The sequence below is a fragment of the Pseudomonas cremoris genome (genome assembly GCF_014230465.1).
Genome location: NZ_JAAXCY010000008.1, coordinates 154,045 through 170,513, shown reverse-complemented (window position 1 = coordinate 170,513; position 16,469 = coordinate 154,045). Strand labels below are relative to the sequence as shown.

17 protein-coding genes are annotated in these 16,469 nt (G+C 58.8%); 12 read left to right on the top strand and 5 right to left on the bottom strand.

What is annotated here, in order from left to right; genetic code table 11:
* Positions 1–44 precede the first annotated feature (44 nt).
* Positions 45–1,262 carry a bifunctional glutamate N-acetyltransferase/amino-acid acetyltransferase ArgJ gene (gene argJ, locus HF257_RS20765; protein WP_185708083.1) on the top strand — a complete coding sequence of 406 codons (1,218 nt, stop codon included), beginning with the start codon at positions 45–47 and terminating at the stop codon, positions 1,260–1,262.
* A gap of 20 nt (positions 1,263–1,282) precedes the next feature.
* Complete coding sequence (locus HF257_RS20760; RefSeq protein WP_185708082.1) at positions 1,283–2,227, top strand: Nudix family hydrolase; 945 nt, start codon at positions 1,283–1,285, stop codon at positions 2,225–2,227.
* A gap of 116 nt (positions 2,228–2,343) precedes the next feature.
* Here the strand turns inward: HF257_RS20760 and HF257_RS20755 are convergent, their stop codons facing one another.
* Genes HF257_RS20755 through HF257_RS20745 form a run of 3 tightly spaced genes read right to left on the bottom strand, consistent with a single transcriptional unit; the run spans position 2,344 to position 5,925 of the window.
* Entirely contained in the window at positions 2,344–2,922 is a 579-nt protein-coding gene (locus HF257_RS20755) for a cob(I)yrinic acid a,c-diamide adenosyltransferase (RefSeq protein ID WP_185708081.1), read from the bottom strand.
* A gap of 2 nt (positions 2,923–2,924) precedes the next feature.
* Entirely contained in the window at positions 2,925–4,961 is a 2,037-nt protein-coding gene (locus HF257_RS20750; protein WP_185708080.1) for a sensor histidine kinase, read from the bottom strand.
* 46 nt (positions 4,962–5,007) lie between these two features.
* Positions 5,008–5,925 carry a putative 2-dehydropantoate 2-reductase gene (locus HF257_RS20745; RefSeq protein WP_185708079.1) on the bottom strand — a complete coding sequence of 306 codons (918 nt, stop codon included), beginning with the start codon at positions 5,923–5,925 and terminating at the stop codon, positions 5,008–5,010.
* A 123-nt stretch (positions 5,926–6,048) separates the two neighbouring features.
* Between HF257_RS20745 and HF257_RS20740 the strand changes: the two genes are divergently transcribed.
* The gene (locus HF257_RS20740) at positions 6,049–6,534 is read left to right on the top strand and encodes a YajQ family cyclic di-GMP-binding protein (protein WP_003175814.1); all 486 of its coding nucleotides are present in this window, start codon (positions 6,049–6,051) and stop codon (positions 6,532–6,534) included.
* A 136-nt stretch (positions 6,535–6,670) separates the two neighbouring features.
* Entirely contained in the window at positions 6,671–7,513 is an 843-nt protein-coding gene (locus tag HF257_RS20735) for a mechanosensitive ion channel family protein (protein ID WP_185708078.1), read from the top strand.
* 191 nt (positions 7,514–7,704) lie between these two features.
* On the opposite strand, the gene HF257_RS20730 is transcribed toward HF257_RS20735, so the two are convergent.
* Positions 7,705–9,021 carry an OprD family porin gene (locus HF257_RS20730; protein WP_185708077.1) on the bottom strand — a complete coding sequence of 439 codons (1,317 nt, stop codon included), beginning with the start codon at positions 9,019–9,021 and terminating at the stop codon, positions 7,705–7,707.
* A gap of 873 nt (positions 9,022–9,894) precedes the next feature.
* On the opposite strand from HF257_RS20730, the gene HF257_RS20725 reads away from it, so the two are divergent.
* Together HF257_RS20725 and HF257_RS20720 are read left to right on the top strand one after the other, a co-directional pair.
* Entirely contained in the window at positions 9,895–10,320 is a 426-nt protein-coding gene (locus HF257_RS20725; protein WP_185708075.1) for an HIT domain-containing protein, read from the top strand.
* A gap of 3 nt (positions 10,321–10,323) precedes the next feature.
* Complete coding sequence (locus HF257_RS20720; protein ID WP_056791149.1) at positions 10,324–10,530, top strand: SlyX family protein; 207 nt, start codon at positions 10,324–10,326, stop codon at positions 10,528–10,530.
* Between the two features lie 74 nt (positions 10,531–10,604).
* Here the strand turns inward: HF257_RS20720 and HF257_RS33460 are convergent, their stop codons facing one another.
* Positions 10,605–11,207, bottom strand: coding sequence for a cold-shock protein (locus HF257_RS33460; protein ID WP_025854767.1), 603 nt, complete (start codon positions 11,205–11,207; stop codon positions 10,605–10,607).
* Between the two features lie 426 nt (positions 11,208–11,633).
* Between HF257_RS33460 and HF257_RS20710 the strand changes: the two genes are divergently transcribed.
* The 6 genes from HF257_RS20710 (at position 11,634) to ruvC (ending at position 16,457) form a co-directional block, all read left to right on the top strand.
* Positions 11,634–12,107, top strand: coding sequence for a Dps family protein (locus HF257_RS20710; RefSeq protein ID WP_105695396.1), 474 nt, complete (start codon positions 11,634–11,636; stop codon positions 12,105–12,107).
* 180 nt (positions 12,108–12,287) lie between these two features.
* A complete protein-coding gene (locus HF257_RS20705; RefSeq protein ID WP_185708073.1) occupies positions 12,288–12,617 on the top strand; it encodes a ribbon-helix-helix domain-containing protein in 330 nt (109 codons plus the stop codon).
* Positions 12,618–12,788: 171 nt separating this feature from the next.
* Complete coding sequence (locus HF257_RS20700; protein WP_010208103.1) at positions 12,789–13,010, top strand: FmdB family zinc ribbon protein; 222 nt, start codon at positions 12,789–12,791, stop codon at positions 13,008–13,010.
* 107 nt (positions 13,011–13,117) lie between these two features.
* A complete protein-coding gene (gene aspS, locus HF257_RS20695) occupies positions 13,118–14,893 on the top strand; it encodes an aspartate--tRNA ligase (RefSeq protein ID WP_105524020.1) in 1,776 nt (591 codons plus the stop codon).
* Between the two features lie 135 nt (positions 14,894–15,028).
* A complete protein-coding gene (locus HF257_RS20690; RefSeq protein ID WP_185708071.1) occupies positions 15,029–15,775 on the top strand; it encodes a YebC/PmpR family DNA-binding transcriptional regulator in 747 nt (248 codons plus the stop codon).
* A 157-nt stretch (positions 15,776–15,932) separates the two neighbouring features.
* Positions 15,933–16,457 (top strand): crossover junction endodeoxyribonuclease RuvC, encoded by a 525-nt coding sequence (gene ruvC / locus HF257_RS20685; RefSeq protein ID WP_005790910.1) that lies wholly within the window; start codon positions 15,933–15,935, stop codon positions 16,455–16,457.
* Positions 16,458–16,469: the final 12 nt, after the last annotated feature.

Sequence of the window (16,469 nt, the reverse complement as noted above, 5' to 3'; positions counted from 1 at the left end):
ATCACGACGGCACAGACATCATCTAATTGTTGAGGAGCGCATTCATGGCTGTTGGTCTTGGTCCTTTGCCCACATTGCACCCGGTTGCCGGTTTTGAACTCGGTATCGCTTCGGCCGGCATCAAGCGCCCAGGGCGCAAGGATGTGGTGGTGATGCGCTGTGCAGAAGGCTCGACCGTCGCCGGTGTGTTCACCCTCAACGCTTTTTGCGCAGCGCCGGTGATCCTGGCCAAGCAACGCGTTGCCGGCAACATCCGTTACCTGCTGACCAACACTGGCAACGCCAACGCTGGCACCGGCGAGCCAGGCCTGGTGGCGGCTGCACGTACCTGCGCCAAGCTGGCCCAACTGACCGGCGTGGATGCCAGCCAAGTGCTGCCGTACTCCACCGGTGTGATCGGTGAGCCGCTGCCCGTCGAGAAGATCGAAGGCGCACTGCAAGCCGCGCTGGATGATCTGTCTGTGGATAACTGGGCCGCCGCCGCCACCGGCATCATGACCACTGACACCCTGCCAAAAGGCGCAAGCCGCCAGTTCGTGCACGAAGGCGTGACCGTCACCGTGACCGGCATCAGCAAGGGCGCGGGCATGATCCGCCCGAACATGGCCACCATGCTCGGCTACATCGCCACCGACGCAAAAGTTTCCCGCGACGTGCTGCACAGCCTGATCCTGGACGGCGCCAACAAGTCGTTCAACCGCATCACCATCGATGGCGACACCTCGACCAACGACTGCTGCATGCTCATCGCTACCGGCCAGGCCAACCTGCCGGAAATCACCTCGGCCAGCGGTCCGTTGTTCGCGGCGTTGAAGCAGGCCGTGTTCGAAGTGTGCATGGACGTAGCCCAGGCCATCGTGCGTGACGGTGAAGGCGCTACCAAGTTCGTCACTGTTGAAGTCAACGGCGGTGGCAACCACCAGGAATGCCTGGACGTGGGTTACACCGTGGCGCATTCGCCGCTGATCAAGACCGCGCTGTTCGCCTCCGACCCTAACTGGGGCCGCATTCTTGCCGCCGTGGGCCGTGCCGGTGTGCCGGACCTGGACGTGAGCAAGATCGACGTGTTCCTCGGTGATGTGTGCATCGCCAGCCGTGGCGCGCGTGCCGAGACCTACACCGAAGCCCAAGGCTCGGCGGTCATGCAGCAGGAAGAAATCACCATCCGTATCGAGTTGGGCCGCGGTGAGTGCAGCGAAACCATCTGGACCACTGACCTGTCCCACGAGTACGTGAAGATCAACGCGGAATACCGTACCTGATAGCGAAGAGGATAAGCGCGGTGAAACGAGTGCATGTAGCAGCAGCGGTGATTCGCGGTGTCGACGGCAGGATTCTGCTGGCGCGCCGTGCCGATACCCAGCATCAGGGCGGCCTCTGGGAGTTTCCTGGTGGCAAGGTGGAGGCCGACGAATCGGTCGCCACCGCGCTGTCCCGCGAATTGCAGGAAGAGCTGGGCATTCAGGTCACCACGGCGCGACCGTTGATCAAGGTGCAGCATGACTACCCGGACAAACAGGTGTTGCTGGATGTCTGGGAAGTCTCGGCGTTTACCGGCGAGCCCCATGGCGCCGAAGGGCAACCATTGGAATGGGTGGCCCCTCGGGACCTGCTCAACTATGAGTTTCCGGCGGCCAATGCCCCCATCGTTGCCGCTGCGCGCTTGCCTGCCGAGTACCTGATCACCCCGGGCGAACTGGAAACCCCTACGTTGTTGCGCGGTATCCAGAAAGCCATTGCCGGTGGCATCAAGCTGATTCAGCTGCGTGCACCCAATGGCTACGACCCCAAGTACCGTGACCTGGCGGTGGACGCGGTTGGCCTGTGTGCCGGCAAGGCGCAGTTGATGCTCAAGGGGCCGTTCGAATGGCTGGGGGATTTTCCTTCGGCCGGCTGGCACATGACTTCGGCACAGTTGCGCAAATATGCGAGTAAAGGTCGGCCGCTGCCCAAGGATCGTTGGTTAGCGGCGTCATGCCATAACGCCGAGGAGCTGGCGCTGGCAGAATTGATGGACGTGGATTTCGTCACGCTGTCGCCGGTTCAGCCGACCCAGACTCACCCGGATGCGCAGCCTCTGGGCTGGGAGCTGGCGGCGCAGTTGATCAGTGGGTTCAGCAAACCGGTGTTTCTGCTGGGTGGGGTTGGGCCGGCTGAGCGGGAGAAGGCTTGGGAGGCTGGGGCTCAGGGTGTAGCGGGGATTCGGGCGTTTTGGCCTGAGGTCTGAAGTTGTTTTGACTGGCCTCTTCGCGAGCAAGCCCGCTCCCACATGTTGATTTGTGAATACATTCAAAATGTGGGAGCGGGCTTGCTCGCGAAGGCGTCAGATCAGGCACTGCATAATCAATGGGGCTTGGCAGCCGCCTGCCACAACACTTCTGCCACTCCCTGCCTTTTGGCAATCACCCGCGCCGCCACAAACAGCAAATCCGACAAGCGATTGATATACGCCAAGCCAACCCCTTCCAACGGCTCCACCGCATTCAACTGCTGACAGCGTCGCTCTGCACTGCGCGCCAGGCTGCGGCATACATGGGCCTGGGCAATCAACGCCGAGCCACCGGGCAGGATGAAGTTCTCCAGCGGCCCCACTTCTTCATTCCAGCGGTCAATCGCCGCTTCCAGCCGGTCCACCTCGGCTGCGTTCAGCGCTTTGTATACCGGCATCGCCAGCTCACCGCCCAAATCAAACAAACGATGCTGGCAGGGCGTGAGCACTTCAATCACATCTTTCAATTCGGGATGCTGGCCGCTCTGTTCTTCCAGATTGGCCAGTAATAACCCCAACTGGCTGTTCAACGTATCGACTTCGCCAATCGCCTCCACTCGCGGGTGGTCCTTGGGCACACGGCGGCCGTCGCCGAGGCCGGTTTCACCCTTGTCGCCGGTGCGGGTGTAGATCTTCGACAGGCGAAAGCCCATGGTCATTGCTCCAGTTGGGTGAGTTCGTAAGGTGGCAGTTGGCTTCCTGCCAAGGGCAGGCGTAGCGTGAAGCAGGTGCCTTGGCCGAGCGTGGAGTGCACTTCCATCTGGCCCTTGTGGTTGTTGGTGATGATGAAGTACGACACCGATAGCCCCAAGCCAGTGCCCTGGCCGATTTCCTTGGTGGTGAAGAAGGGCTCGAAGGTACGTTTGCGCACGTTTTCGCTCATGCCGATGCCGTTGTCTTCCACCTGGATCTCGGCCCACGGCGGGTTGAGGCGCGTGCGCAGGATGATGCGGCCCGGCTCGCTGTCGTCTTCGCGCAGGTGAATGGCCTGGGCGGCGTTTTTCAGCAGGTTGAGCAGCACCTGTTCCAGCTCGTTGGCGGTGCCTGGCACCGGTCCCAGTTGTGGGTCGAACTGGCGAATGATCGCCTGGCCCTTGAAGTCGAAACCGATGGCGAGGTCGAAGTCGTTACCGGCGATTTCCACAGCCTGGTCGATCAACGCTGGCAGGTCGCACGGGGCCATCTGCCGGTTGCTGCGGCGGCTGAAGCTGAGCATGTGGGTGACAATCTTCGCTGCCCGTGCCCCGGCCTGTTGAATGCCGTCCAGCAGTTGCGGGACTTCGCGGCTTTGCAGGTAATGATTGACGGTTTCCAGTTCGATGCCAGCCTGTTCGGCGTGTTCCAAGTTCTTCGGCAAGTCGGGCGACAGACGGCGTCGGATGTTCTGCACGTTATGCAGGATCGCGCCCAGCGGGTTGTTGATCTCGTGGGCCATGCCAGCGGCGAGCCCGCCCACCGAGAGCATTTTCTCCGACTGCACCATCATTTCTTCCAGGGACAGGCGCTGGGTGATGTCATCGATCCGGATCACCACGCCGCGCCCGGCACCGCCCATCAGCGGGTAAAACGTCAGGGCGTAATGCTTGGGTTCGTCGTCTTTGGTCCAGGTGACGCGCTCAATGCGTTCCACGGTGTGTTGCTCTACGGTGGCGCGGATCTGCGGCAGGTAAGGCTTGAGCGGCTGGAACGCCAGGTAGATCGGCTGGTTCAAGGCTTCGTCCAGGCGAGTGCCGGAGAGCGCGCTGGCTTCCTGGTTCCATTGGGTAACGTAGAGCTGTTCATCCAGGGCGATCAGCGCCGAGGGCATTGAGTCGATGATGCTGTTCAGGTAGTTCTGGAAACCGGTGAGTTTTTTCTCGATCTTGCTGCGTACCTGGACCTCCAGTTCCAACTTGCGGTTGGTGTGGCGTGTCTCTTCGGCCAAGCCCTGGGCTTGATCGTACGCCGCCTGGGAGTCGTCCCGTGCGCGCTTGAGCTGCTGCTCGCGGGCTTCAATGCGCGACAGCATGGTGTTGAAGGCCTCGGCCAGGCTGCCGATTTCATCGTGGTTGCCACGGCCGGCGCGCAAGGCGTAGTTCTCTTCGCGGGTGACCTGGCGTGACAGCTCTTCCAGCTCATGGATGGGCCGGGTGATCAGGCGCTTGATTTGGCGAGCGATGATCAGCCACAGCAACACGCTGAAGATCAGGATGCCCAGGCTGGCGGTCAACGTGCCGGTATAGAACGCCACCGGCAACTCACTGCTGGCAACCAGTAGCAGGTGCCCGGACGGTTGGCCTGCGCGGGGGAGGGTGATGACCTGGTTGCTGCGAAATTCGGTGAGGCGCCAGGCTTCGATATGCCGGTAGTTGTCGGGCAAGTGCAGGCGGTCACCGTGCTGCATCTGCGCCAGGCGGTTGCCTTCACCGTCATACAAGGCGGCGGCGCGCAATGGCGAATAGCTGGTCAGTTCATTGAGCAGCGCGTCGGCTTTGGCCGGCGATTCGAGCGCTTCGACGGCAAGGGCCGGGTTGGACACCAGGCGCCCGATGGCCTGCAAGGCCTGGGGGGCCATGCTTTCCTGGGATATCCAGTAGGCGGCGCTGATAAAGGTGAGGTTGGCCACCAGCAATACGGTGGTCAACAACACCAGCAGGGCGGCCAGCAGTTTCTGCCCTACCGGTAGATTTTCAAGACGCTGGCGCAGCGGCATCAGGGTTTTCCCAGGTGATAGACAGGCGGGCAGGGTAGCGCGTGGCTCAGTCGCGGGGCAATCCGCGTGCAAGCAAGTGGTCGACCAGGCGGATTTGCAGCTGTTGTAAATGCGGCAGGTTCAACTGGTGACGGGCCGCTGCCTGGCAAGCATAGCCCAATAGGTAGCTGATTTCGGTGCGTCGGGCGTTGGCCACGTCCTGGTACATCGAGGAATAATTGGCGGCAGTGGCGTGGATCACGCGTTCTACTTCGTGCTGCAGGTCCACGGCGGCGGCGGGTTGGCCGCAACACTCCAAGAGTTCGGCGAGTTCGGCGCACAGGGTGGCGACTTCGCATTGATGGGACTGCAGTTCGCCGTTGCGGCATTGATACAGCACGGTCAGTGGGTTGATCGCGCAATTGAGTGCCAGCTTGCGCCACAGGCGCGTCAGGATATCGGTACTCCATTCGTGTGGGATACCGGCGGCTTCCAGGTCGTCCAGCCACAATGGCGGCGTAGGATGGCTCGCGTCCCCCAGCCAGGTGTAGCCATGGCCGGCAAAGACTACGCGCCAATCGCCGTCGCGAAATGCACCCTCAGTACTGGACGCATAGATGCAGCGAGCCTGGGGCAGTTGTGCGGCCACCGCGTCCTGGCTGCCAAGGCCGTTTTGCAGCAGGATCAGTTCGGCGTCTGGCGCCAATCGGTGTTGCAGTTGTGCGACCGCGTTTTCGGCGTCGTAGGCTTTGCACGCCACCAGCAAGCGACGGATTGGCTGCGGGCTGTCGGGCGTTTCGCCGATTACCGGATAAGTGTGCGCCACACCTTGTTCCACCAGCGTCAGGCCTTGTGCCGCCTGATAACTGGCCAGGCGTGCCTCATCGCGCAGAATCAACCGCACAGGCACGCCGGCGCGGGCCAGTCGCGCAGCCCAGAGTGTGCCCAGGCTGCCTGCGCCGAGAATGTGCCAGGTGGTCGACATCAGTTTGTGCTCCGTAAGGCTGCCCGCAGTGAACGGGACGAAAGAACCGCTATAATGCCTCGGCATTTTAGCTCGGGCGCGCTCCATCTCTACTGAGCCCGCCCCTTATATTGGAGAAATGACATGCCTTCGTTCGACGTGGTATCCGAACTGGACAAACACGAAGTCACCAACGCCGTCGAAAACGCCGTCAAGGAACTGGACCGTCGCTATGACTTGAAAGGCAAGGGCAGCTTCGAATTCAAGGAAAAGGAACTGACAGTCAACCTGACCGCTGAAGCCGATTTCCAGCTGGAAGCGATGATCGAGATCCTCAAGCTGTCGCTGGTCAAGCGCAAGATCGACGCGCAGTGCCTTGAAATCAAGGACGCCTACGCTTCGGGCAAGCTGATGAAGCAGGAAGCCGTGCTCAAGGAAGGCATCGACAAGGAGCTGGCGAAGAAAATCGTCGCCCATATCAAGGATGCGAAGCTGAAAGTCCAGGCGGCCATCCAGGGTGAACAGGTTCGGGTAACCGGCAAGAAGCGTGATGACCTGCAAGAGGCGATTGCTGCCTTGCGTGCCAAGACCTTCGATATGCCGCTGCAGTTCAATAACTTCCGCGACTGATGGCCATTTGGGGAACCTGAGCACGTTTTTGACGTCCCACGCCCCAGAGCCTGCGCCAACGATTGAGCCCTACGGGGCTCAATTGCATTTTTGGGCACTAGAAAATACCGAACATCCGCTCGACAGGAGAATGTAGATGGATTTGAACGCTGAAGTGGATCACTTGATCACGACCTCACAGTCTTGGATCCCGATGATCATGGAATATGGCAGCCGGTTTTTGCTGGCCATCCTGACGCTGGCCATTGGTTGGTGGCTGATCAACGTGTTGACCCACCGCGTGGGGCGTTTGCTGGCTCTGCGTAATGCGGACCTGGCGCTGCAACACTTCATCACCAGCCTGGCGAACATCGCGTTGAAAGTCATGCTGGTGGTCAACGTGGCCTCGATGATCGGCGTGGCAACTACCTCGTTCGTTGCCGCAATCGGCGCCGCCACCTTGGCCATCGGCTTGGCGTTGCAAGGCAGCCTGGCGAATTTCGCGGGTGGTGTACTGATTCTGTTGTTCCGCCCGTTCCGCATCGGTGATTGGATCGAGGCTCAAGGCACGTCGGGTACGGTCGACAGCATCCAGATCTTCCACACCGTGTTGCGCACCGGCGACAACAAGACGGTGATCATTCCAAACGGCAGCCTGTCCAACGGCCTCATCACCAACACCAACCGCCAACCCACCCGCAAGGTGGTGTTTGACGTAGGCGTGGACTACGAGGCCGACCTGCAGAAAGCCCGTGAAGTATTGCTGGAGCTGGCAAAGGATCCACGTGTACTGGCTGACCCGGCACCGGCGGCAGTGGTTTCGACGTTGGGCGACAGCTCTATTACTGTTTCCCTGCGTTGCTGGACCAAGACACCGGATTATTGGGACGTCGTGTTTATGCTCAATGAACTGGCGCGGGATCGTTTGAAAGCAGCGGGGATTGATATTCCATTTCCGCAGCGGGTTATTCGCGTAATGCAGGAAACAGCGGCGAAGTAGTCGACAGTAAACAGCGCCGAACTTGGCTGATGAGTCAGGTTCGGTGCAACGTGTTGAGTGTCGTTAGTTAGCTTGCTAGTTATTTTTCGATTGAAACAATACTGAAATAAAAAAGCCGCCCCCTTGTTGCAAGGGAGCGGCTTTTTATTTAGGGCCTAAGCCTTAAGTCATCGTTGTAATCAAACAATCAATTACAGGATGTTCAGCGGGTATTGCGCGATCAGACGCAGTTCGTCCAAGGAAGCCGAACCGTAGTAAACGGCATCGCTGGAGCGGTAAGTCGCTTGACGCAGACGCAGGCTCAGGTCTTTGGCTGGGCCGCTCTGGATCACGTACTTGGCTTCGATGTCGCGTTCCCACTCTTTACCGTTGCTGGTAGTGCCAGTGTTGGCGCCGCTACCGCTGACGTAACGAGTCATGAAGCTCAGGCCTGGGATGCCGAAGGTGGCCATGTTCAGGTCGTAGCGAGCTTGCCAGGATTTTTCGTCTTCAGCGTTGAAGTCGGAACGTGCAACGGAGTTGGCCAGGAAGATCGTGCCGCCGCCGTCTACGCCGTAGCCGTAGTCGCCATCACCGCTAACCTTTTGGTAGGCCAGGGTAAAGGTGTGAGCGTCGATGGTGTACGCGCCCTGCAAGCTATAGGCACGGTTGTCGAGCTTGGTGGTGTCGTCTTTTTCTGCGCGTTGCAGACCCTGACCGTCGCTCTTGGTGCTGTAGATATTGAAGTCAAACGCCAGGGACTGGTCTTTGCTCAGTGCGTGAGTCCAGTTGACGTTGGCGTAGGTTTTCTTCCAGTAGTCTTCGGTCTTCGCGTAGTAGAGGCTAGCAGCGACTTCTGGGGTGAGCTGGTAAACGCCACCGATGAAGTCGGTTTTCTTCAGGCCAGTGCCGTTGATGCTGTCACGGAAGGTCTGGTTCTGCGCCACGGAGGAAGTGAAGTGACCACCTTCCAGTTTCAGGCCCTTGATCTCGTTGCTGGTGATCGAGACGCCTTGTGGCAGCTCTGGCAGCAAGCGGCTGTCATCGGAAGCGTAGACCGGCGCGGTGGTGTACTGATCACCGACTTTCAGGACGGTATCAGAGAAGCGGAACTTGATTGCGCCGCCGCCTTTAGAGTAATCGTCCTGCGCACGGCCATCAGCCCCGTTAGGGAACAGCCCGGTGCCGGCGTGACCACGGCCGCTGTCGAGTTTGACGCCCAGCAGGCCAATTGCGTCAACACCTACACCGATGGTGCCTTGGGTGAAGCCCGATTGGTACAGGGCATTGAAGCCAAGGCCGGTTTCTTCAGAGATGCTCTTGCGCTCGGTACTGCCTGCCTTGACGGGTTTGTAACCACCACCTGGCTCGTTACGGATATCGCGGCTGAAATACAAGAGGCGAGTGTTGATACTGAAAGTGCTGTCTTCAACAAAACCCTTGGCGTCATCCTGGGAGGACGCGATTGCGAACTGCGAGGTGCCTGCTGAAACAGCCAGGGCGATCATGCTCCACTTCATCACGCGCATCGTGATTTGCTCCTTTGGTTTTAGGAAGAGTACTGCCGTCCCACCTGTATTTTTGTCTGGGCGGCTCTTTCTTTTTGTGTCGGCGCAAAGTTATATCACGCTGACAATATTGGCGATACTTGCCCAACTTTCCTTTCAGCTTCTTTACGAGCCAGTCGTAAATTGCTATGTCCATGTCGCAATTCCACAGCCTCACTGTAACGAGGCTGACAACTTCAATACTGTTTTAAACCATTAAAAGAGCACCTTGGGCATCACTTTCAAGTGTTTAAAATCTTCCTTGGCACGCATTGAACCGCTGTTGTTTTTCATCGCGAAACACCTGCTTCCGTTTAGGTGCCGTTGCCGACGATGTGGGGATGAATGCAACAAGCGCGCCCAAATCGGTAACCGAATGTCATTTTTTCGTGAAAACCGTTACGGTTTGATGAAAACCGCATAAGCACGGGGGTTTTACGCCGATTGGTTTGGCCTTGACGTGCGTGTTGTGTGCCTGGTCGGTTGTGCATAAATCCTGATCCTTGGAAAAACGTTACCCGTTCACCCCATTCAGTGGGTAATCGGCGGATCTCTTTGAGGCGCAAGTGGGTCATTTTGGTGCATGCCCATGATGTGCCGCAGGTCTCGATGGTGGCTTAGTGCCTTGTTTCGAGAAGCCTCTGTATCGGGGGTCTTATGCTTGTATTTTTGTCGGTACCTGATTGATGGCAGGAGGATTGGTCAATCAGCGTAGACGAAAAAACCGCCTGTCTCGAAATGGTGCGTTTTTTTTCGCACCGTTCTCCATGGACGCACATGGGGTCAGCGTGAAGCGTCAGCCAATCGCAGGTATGCTGCAGCCTTGAACCTGACCTGCCGAACGGAGTGCCTGCGGTGTTCGCTTTAGATCAACGCCTTCAACAAGACACACTGGTCATCGGGGATTTCCCCCTGAGCCGCCTGCTGTTGTCCAATGATTCGAACTACCCCTGGTTCATCCTGGTACCGCGCATCGACGGTATCAGCGAAGTGTTTCAGCTGGGTGTCGCCGACCAACAGCGGCTGTGGCAGGAAACGACCGCCTTGGCGCAGTTGCTGAATGAAGGCCTCGCGGCCGATAAAATGAATATCGGCGCCTTGGGCAACGTGGTCAGCCAACTTCACGTGCACGTCATCGTGCGCAAACGTGACGACGCCGCCTGGCCTGCGCCGGTGTGGGGCAAGCACCCGGCCAAGCCGTATAGCGACGCACAGGTGGAGGCTATCCGTGCACGTCTGCGCGAACTGTTGCCCGCCGACTTCACGTTTACCCAGGGCTGAATTATGGATTTGCAAGAACGTGTAACCGACCTGGAAAGCCGCTTGGCCTTCCAAGACGACACCATCGAGACCCTCAATGACATTCTGGTGGCCCAGCAACGGGCCGTTGAGCGCCTGCAGTTGCAGATGACCGCGTTGCTCAAGCGCCAGGAAGAGATGGGTGGGCAGTTCGAAACGTCGGAAGAAGAAGCGCCGCCTCCGCACTACTGAAGAATGCGAGTGCAATAAAAAACCGCGATCCAGTCAACGCTGGATCGCGGTTTTTTTTGCTGCGAAGGCTGGGATCAGCGACGCGGCAGTGCAGCGATCACGTCTTCGGCCTGTAGGCCTTTGTCGCGATTCATCACGGAAAACTCCACACGCTGGCCTTCCACCAGGACGCGATGACCTTCGCCGCGAATGGCCCGGAAGTGGACGAAGATATCGTCGCCCGAATCACGGGAAATAAAGCCGAAGCCTTTGGATGTGTTGAACCACTTGACGGTACCGGTATCCCGATTGGTCATGTCGTAGGTTTGCGACGAGGCCGCAGGGGATGAACGGTAGAAGCTGATGGCCAGGTGAAGAACGATAGCGACCACAGCAATCACCAGGCTAAGCAGAATGGCCGGGTGGCCACCGACTTCAGGCATAGGCGCCAGGAGGGTGAGGGTTTGTACAACAACGGTCAGAACCAGCAGCGCGCTGACCAGGTTTTGCAGTTGATGACGTGTGCCTTTGTTCCAGTAAGGAATGACCGGTGCCAGCGTCAGGTTAAGAAGGCCGAACAAGGCCAGGTACAGAGCGTCGTGTTGTTCCAGGTAGGGAGGGCTTCCCTGTTGCAAGCTCGGTATAAAGGACAGCAGCAAAGCTGCAACGCCCGTTAGCAGGTGGACGATTTTCAACATTTTGATTAACTCACGTTAAGACGGATCACAAGGAAGAGCTGACTGGCACGGTTCGCTTCTGAACTATGGGAGGCGTTGGGCACGTGCGCGGGTATCAGCCTATGTCGCTGCTGCAGAAATGAACCGCAGCGACACGCCGCCTATTTAACAGCAAAGGCTGTGCCTACTCAAATCAAGCATTTGCGGGGGTTGCAAGGGGGTGGGCATTTCTGCGCCAAACGCTTGTCCTAGAGAGGTGCAGGCGTTTTGAGTGTTTTTTAGGAAATGTCCTATGCCGTCCTAAGGCTTGTCCTGCAATGCCTGGCGGGTAGCGCCAGGGCAATTTGCCGCACATCGCCTGGGTGTATAGAACGGCACGTTACCGGCACTCTTGCTAGAGTGGTCCTGCACCTGATCAATGAATGCTCTCAATTGAAGGGGAAAAACATGGCAATCGATATTGGTATCAGTGAAGAAGATCGTAAATCCATCGTCGATGGGCTTTCGCGACTGCTGTCCGATACCTACGTACTGTATCTGAAGACCCACAACTTTCATTGGAACGTTACGGGCCCCATGTTTCGTACGCTGCACTTGATGTTTGAAGAGCAGTACAACGAACTGGCGCTGGCGGTGGACTCCATTGCCGAGCGCATCCGTGCCCTGGGCTTCCCGGCGCCGGGTGCCTATTCGATCTATGCGCGTCTTTCCTCCATCAAGGAGGAGGAGGGTGTGCCCAGTGCCGAAGAAATGATCAAGCAACTGGTCGCCGGCCAGGAAGCGGTCACTCGCACGGCGCGCGGTATTTTCCCATTGCTCGATAAGGTCAGTGATGAGCCGACCGCCGACCTGCTGACCCAGCGTATGCAGGTTCACGAGAAAACCGCGTGGATGCTGCGTTCCCTCCTCGAAAACAAATAAGCGTCAACCCGCAGTGGCGCCGTCCTGGCGCCGCTCGCTTGTTTCCGCGCATTTCCTGGCGTTGTCCTACGACTATCAACTCCCCGTCTTCTGGCCGCTTCCTTGCGCCTGCTGTTTTATAGGGCCATCGCCCCATGGGAGAGCCCATGGGCTGCTGTTTGGCAATGGAGTGTCAGGTGTATGTCGCGTGGAGAAGGTAATGGGGTCATGGAAACCGCTGGTTTTCATAAAATCAAAGTCGATCCATTTGTAAAGGGATTCGACATGGGGCTGGCCAGGCCATTGTCCCGATCGGTCAGGCTCAATGGGTTTTCGACATGCCTGCGGCTGGAGCAGATCTATTGGAATATCCTCACGGAAATAGCCAGGATCAATGCCTGTTCTGTCAGTGCGTTGCTGTCTTACGTCGATCGGGAGGTGCACTTGCGATATGGGGGAGTGAAGAACTTCAGTGGGTTGGTCAGGGTGGTGTGCGTGGAACATGTACTCAAGGGCAGTGTTGAGCCCTGAGCCATCAAAAGGCCCCGGAGCCGGCCCATCGTCCCGGTGGGCAAGGCTTCGGGCAGAAAGCCGGCTGCGCTGCCTCGATTTACCAGATATAATCCCGCGCTTTGCTGCGCGTGCCGGGGTTGTCCCGGAGCAGGCGTGGCGCAGTAATGTTCTGATCGCCGAGACATCGCCATGCCCATGTACGACTATCAATGTGCTTCCTGTGGTCATCAGTTGGAAGCCATTCAGAAGATCAGCGCAGCGCCGCTGGTCGATTGCCCGGCCTGTCAGGCCCCGGAGCTCAAGAAGATGTTGTCCATGCCTGGCTTCCGCCTGAGCGGCAGCGGCTGGTACGAGACCGATTTCAAGACAGGTTCGAAGAAGAATCTGGCGGGCGGCGACAAAGCAGACTGAGTTGAACTCTACGCGCAGGCTCCTGCATTATCCGTCCCCTGCTTTAATGTACGGTGACGAGGCAGGCCTCCACCGAATTTCGAATTACGAGAAGTGAAACCACTACCATGATGCGCAGCCACTATTGCGGCCAACTGAACGAGACCCTGGAAGGTCAGGAAATCACCCTTTGCGGATGGGTTCACCGTCGCCGCGACCACGGCGGGGTCATCTTCCTCGACATTCGTGATCGTGATGGTCTGGCCCAGGTGGTGTTCGATCCGGACCGCGCTGAAAGCTTCGCCGCCGCCGACCGCGTGCGCAGCGAATACGTCGTGAAGATCACCGGCAAGGTTCGCCTGCGTCCGGCCGGTGCCGTGAACAAGAACATGGCCTCCGGCGGCATCGAAGTGCTGGGCTACGAACTGGAAGTGCTGAACGAGTCGGAAACCCCGCCGTTCCCACTCAACGAATTCTCCGACGTGGGCGAAGAAACCCGCCTGCGCTACCGCTTCCTGGACCTGCGTCGTCCGGAAATGGCCGAGAAGTTGCGCCTGCGTTCGCGCATGACCACCAGCATCCGCCGCTTCCTCGACGAAAACGGCTTCCTCGACGTAGAAACGCCGATCCTGACCCGGGCTACTCCGGAAGGCGCGCGTGACTACCTGGTGCCGAGCCGTACCCACGCTGGCAGCTTCTTCGCCTTGCCGCAATCGCCGCAGCTGTTCAAGCAACTGCTGATGGTGGCCGGCTTCGACCGCTACTACCAGATCGCCAAGTGCTTCCGCGACGAAGACCTGCGCGCTGACCGCCAGCCGGAATTCACCCAGATCGACATCGAGACCAGCTTCCTCGATGAAAAAGAGATCATGGGCCTGACCGAACAAATGATCCGCAACCTGTTCAAGGAAGTGCTGGACCTGGAGTTCGGCGATTTCCCGCACATGACCTTCGAAGAAGCCATGCGCCGCTACGGTTCCGACAAGCCAGACCTGCGTAACCCGCTGGAACTGGTGGATGTGGCCGATCAACTGAAAGAAGTCGACTTCAAGGTGTTCAGCGGCCCGGCCAACGACCCTAAATGCCGCATCGCCGCCCTGCGCGTGCCTGGCGGCGCAAGCATGCCGCGCAAGCAGATCGACGACTACACCAAGTTCGTTGGCATCTACGGTGCCAAGGGCCTGGCATACATCAAGGTCAACGAGCGCGCCAATGGTGTTGACGGTCTGCAATCGCCGATCGTGAAAAACATTCCGCTGGACAACCTGAACGCGATACTCGATCGCGTTGGTGCGGTTGATGGCGACATCGTGTTCTTCGGTGCCGACAAGGCCAAGATCGTCAGCGAAGCCTTGGGCGCGCTGCGCATCAAGCTCGGTCACGACCTGAACCTGCTGACCTGCGAATGGGCCCCGATGTGGGTCGTTGACTTCCCGATGTTCGAAGAGAACGACGACGGCAGCTTCAGCGCCTTGCACCACCCGTTCACTGCACCGAAGTGCTCGCCGGCCGAGCTGGAAGCCAACCCGGCAGGCGCACTGTCCCGTGCCTACGACATGGTGCTTAACGGCACTGAGCTGGGTGGCGGTTCGATCCGTATTCACCGCAAAGAGATGCAGCAAGCGGTCTTCCGCCTGCTGGGCATCAACGAAGCGGAACAGGAAGAGAAATTCGGCTTCCTGCTCGACGCCTTGAAGTACGGCGCGCCGCCGCACGGTGGCCTGGCCTTTGGCCTGGACCGTCTGGTGATGCTGATGACCGGTGCCCAGTCGATCCGTGAAGTGATCGCCTTCCCGAAAACCCAGAGTGCTGCGGACGTCATGACCCAGGCTCCAGGTGTGGTGGATGCCAAGGCGCTGCGCGAGCTGCACATTCGTCTGCGCGAGACGCCGAAGGCTGAGTAAGGCTACTGCGTGAAAGCGCACTGAGGTTTACGCAGTCTAAAAAGGCGCATCTTCGGATGCGCCTTTGCGTTACAAGGGTTGCATCCCGCCTGGGGCGGGATTGATAAGGTTTCTACAGAATTTCGGAGTTGTGTTATGGCTGGCCATTCCAAGTGGGCGAACATCAAGCACCGCAAAGAGCGACAGGATGCCAAGAAAGGCAAGATCTTCACCAAATGGATCCGCGAGCTGACCGTCGCTGCCCGGCAGGGCGGTGGTGACCCTGGCTCCAACCCGCGCCTGCGCCTGGCGCTGGACAAGGCGCTTGGCGCCAACATGAGCCGTGACATCATCGATCGCGCCGTGGCCCGTGGTGCCGGTGCTGCCGATACCGACGACATGGTCGAACTGACCTACGAAGGCTACGGCCCAGGTGGCGTGGCGGTGATGGTCGAATGCATGACCGACAACCGCAACCGCACCGCAGCCGCTGTGCGTCACGCGTTCAGCAAGTGCGGCGGCAACCTCGGTACCGACGGTTCGGTGGCCTACCTGTTCGAGCGCAAGGGGCAGATCTCCTTCGCACCGGGTGTGGACGAAGACGCGCTGATCGAAGCCGCGATGGAAGCTGACGCCGATGACGTGGTGACCAACGAAGATGGCTCCATCGACGTGTTCACTTCGTTTGGCAGTTTCTACGCAGTGCGTAATGCGCTGGAAGCCGCTGGTTTCAAAGGCACCGACGCGGAAATCGTGATGCTGCCAACCACCAGTGCCGAGCTGGATTTGGATGGCGCGCAGAAGGTGCTGAAGCTGTTGGACATGCTTGAGGACCTGGATGATGTGCAGAACGTGTATTCGAATGCTGACATCCCGGAAGACGTAGCCGCACAGCTAGTCTAAGGGTAGATGTAGATCAAAATGTGGGAGCGGGCTTGCTCGCGAAATCGGTGTGTCAGTCAATACATGTGTTAACTGGCACACCGATTTCGCGAGCAAGCCCGCTCCCACATTCGATCTGCTCTGTATCAAAAATTGTTTTACCCAACCCGCAGGCGTTATGACTTTAATCCTAGGTATCGACCCCGGTTCGCGCATCACCGGTTTTGGCGTGGTGCAGCAGACCCCACGCGGCTGCATCTACGTGGCCTCGGGTTGCATCCGCACAGGTGCAGGCGAGCTGGCCGAGCGCTTGCAGATCGTCTATCGCGGCGTGCGTGAAGTGATCCAGACCTACGGGCCGGTGACCATGGGCATCGAAAAGGTGTTCATGGCCAAAAACGCCGATTCGGCGCTGAAGCTTGGCCAGGCCCGTGGCGCTGCTATCGTCGCGGGCGCGGAGGAGGGCATGGAAATCGCCGAGTACACCGCGACCCAGGTCAAGCAGGCTGTGGTCGGCACCGGCGCCGCCAACAAAGAGCAGGTGCAGATGATGGTCATGCACATGCTCAAGCTCACCTCAAAACCACAGATTGACGCGTCCGACGCCCTGGCCATTGCCATTTGCCATGCGCACACCCGTTCCAGTCTGCTGCCCCACGGTCTGGGTACGGCACGCAGTCGTGGCGGGCGGCTGCGTCTCTGATAGCATCAGCGC

What these genes read in the sequence shown, in the direction of transcription:
- HF257_RS20700 (WP_010208103.1), top strand. Translation starts at nt 12,789, where the DNA reads ATGCCCATGTACGACTATCAATGTGCTTCCTGTGGTCATCAGTTGGAA.
- ruvC (WP_005790910.1), top strand. Translation starts at nt 15,933, where the DNA reads ATGACTTTAATCCTAGGTATCGACCCCGGTTCGCGCATCACCGGTTTT.
- HF257_RS20755 (WP_185708081.1), bottom strand. Translation starts at nt 2,922, where the DNA reads ATGGGCTTTCGCCTGTCGAAGATCTACACCCGCACCGGCGACAAGGGT.
- argJ (WP_185708083.1), top strand. Translation starts at nt 45, where the DNA reads ATGGCTGTTGGTCTTGGTCCTTTGCCCACATTGCACCCGGTTGCCGGT.
- HF257_RS33460 (WP_025854767.1), bottom strand. Translation starts at nt 11,207, where the DNA reads ATGTTGAAAATCGTCCACCTGCTAACGGGCGTTGCAGCTTTGCTGCTG.
- HF257_RS20745 (WP_185708079.1), bottom strand. Translation starts at nt 5,925, where the DNA reads ATGTCGACCACCTGGCACATTCTCGGCGCAGGCAGCCTGGGCACACTC.
- HF257_RS20730 (WP_185708077.1), bottom strand. Translation starts at nt 9,021, where the DNA reads ATGCGCGTGATGAAGTGGAGCATGATCGCCCTGGCTGTTTCAGCAGGC.
- aspS (WP_105524020.1), top strand. Translation starts at nt 13,118, where the DNA reads ATGATGCGCAGCCACTATTGCGGCCAACTGAACGAGACCCTGGAAGGT.
- HF257_RS20710 (WP_105695396.1), top strand. Translation starts at nt 11,634, where the DNA reads ATGGCAATCGATATTGGTATCAGTGAAGAAGATCGTAAATCCATCGTC.
- HF257_RS20740 (WP_003175814.1), top strand. Translation starts at nt 6,049, where the DNA reads ATGCCTTCGTTCGACGTGGTATCCGAACTGGACAAACACGAAGTCACC.
- HF257_RS20690 (WP_185708071.1), top strand. Translation starts at nt 15,029, where the DNA reads ATGGCTGGCCATTCCAAGTGGGCGAACATCAAGCACCGCAAAGAGCGA.
- HF257_RS20720 (WP_056791149.1), top strand. Translation starts at nt 10,324, where the DNA reads ATGGATTTGCAAGAACGTGTAACCGACCTGGAAAGCCGCTTGGCCTTC.
- HF257_RS20735 (WP_185708078.1), top strand. Translation starts at nt 6,671, where the DNA reads ATGGATTTGAACGCTGAAGTGGATCACTTGATCACGACCTCACAGTCT.
- HF257_RS20750 (WP_185708080.1), bottom strand. Translation starts at nt 4,961, where the DNA reads ATGCCGCTGCGCCAGCGTCTTGAAAATCTACCGGTAGGGCAGAAACTG.
- HF257_RS20705 (WP_185708073.1), top strand. Translation starts at nt 12,288, where the DNA reads ATGTCGCGTGGAGAAGGTAATGGGGTCATGGAAACCGCTGGTTTTCAT.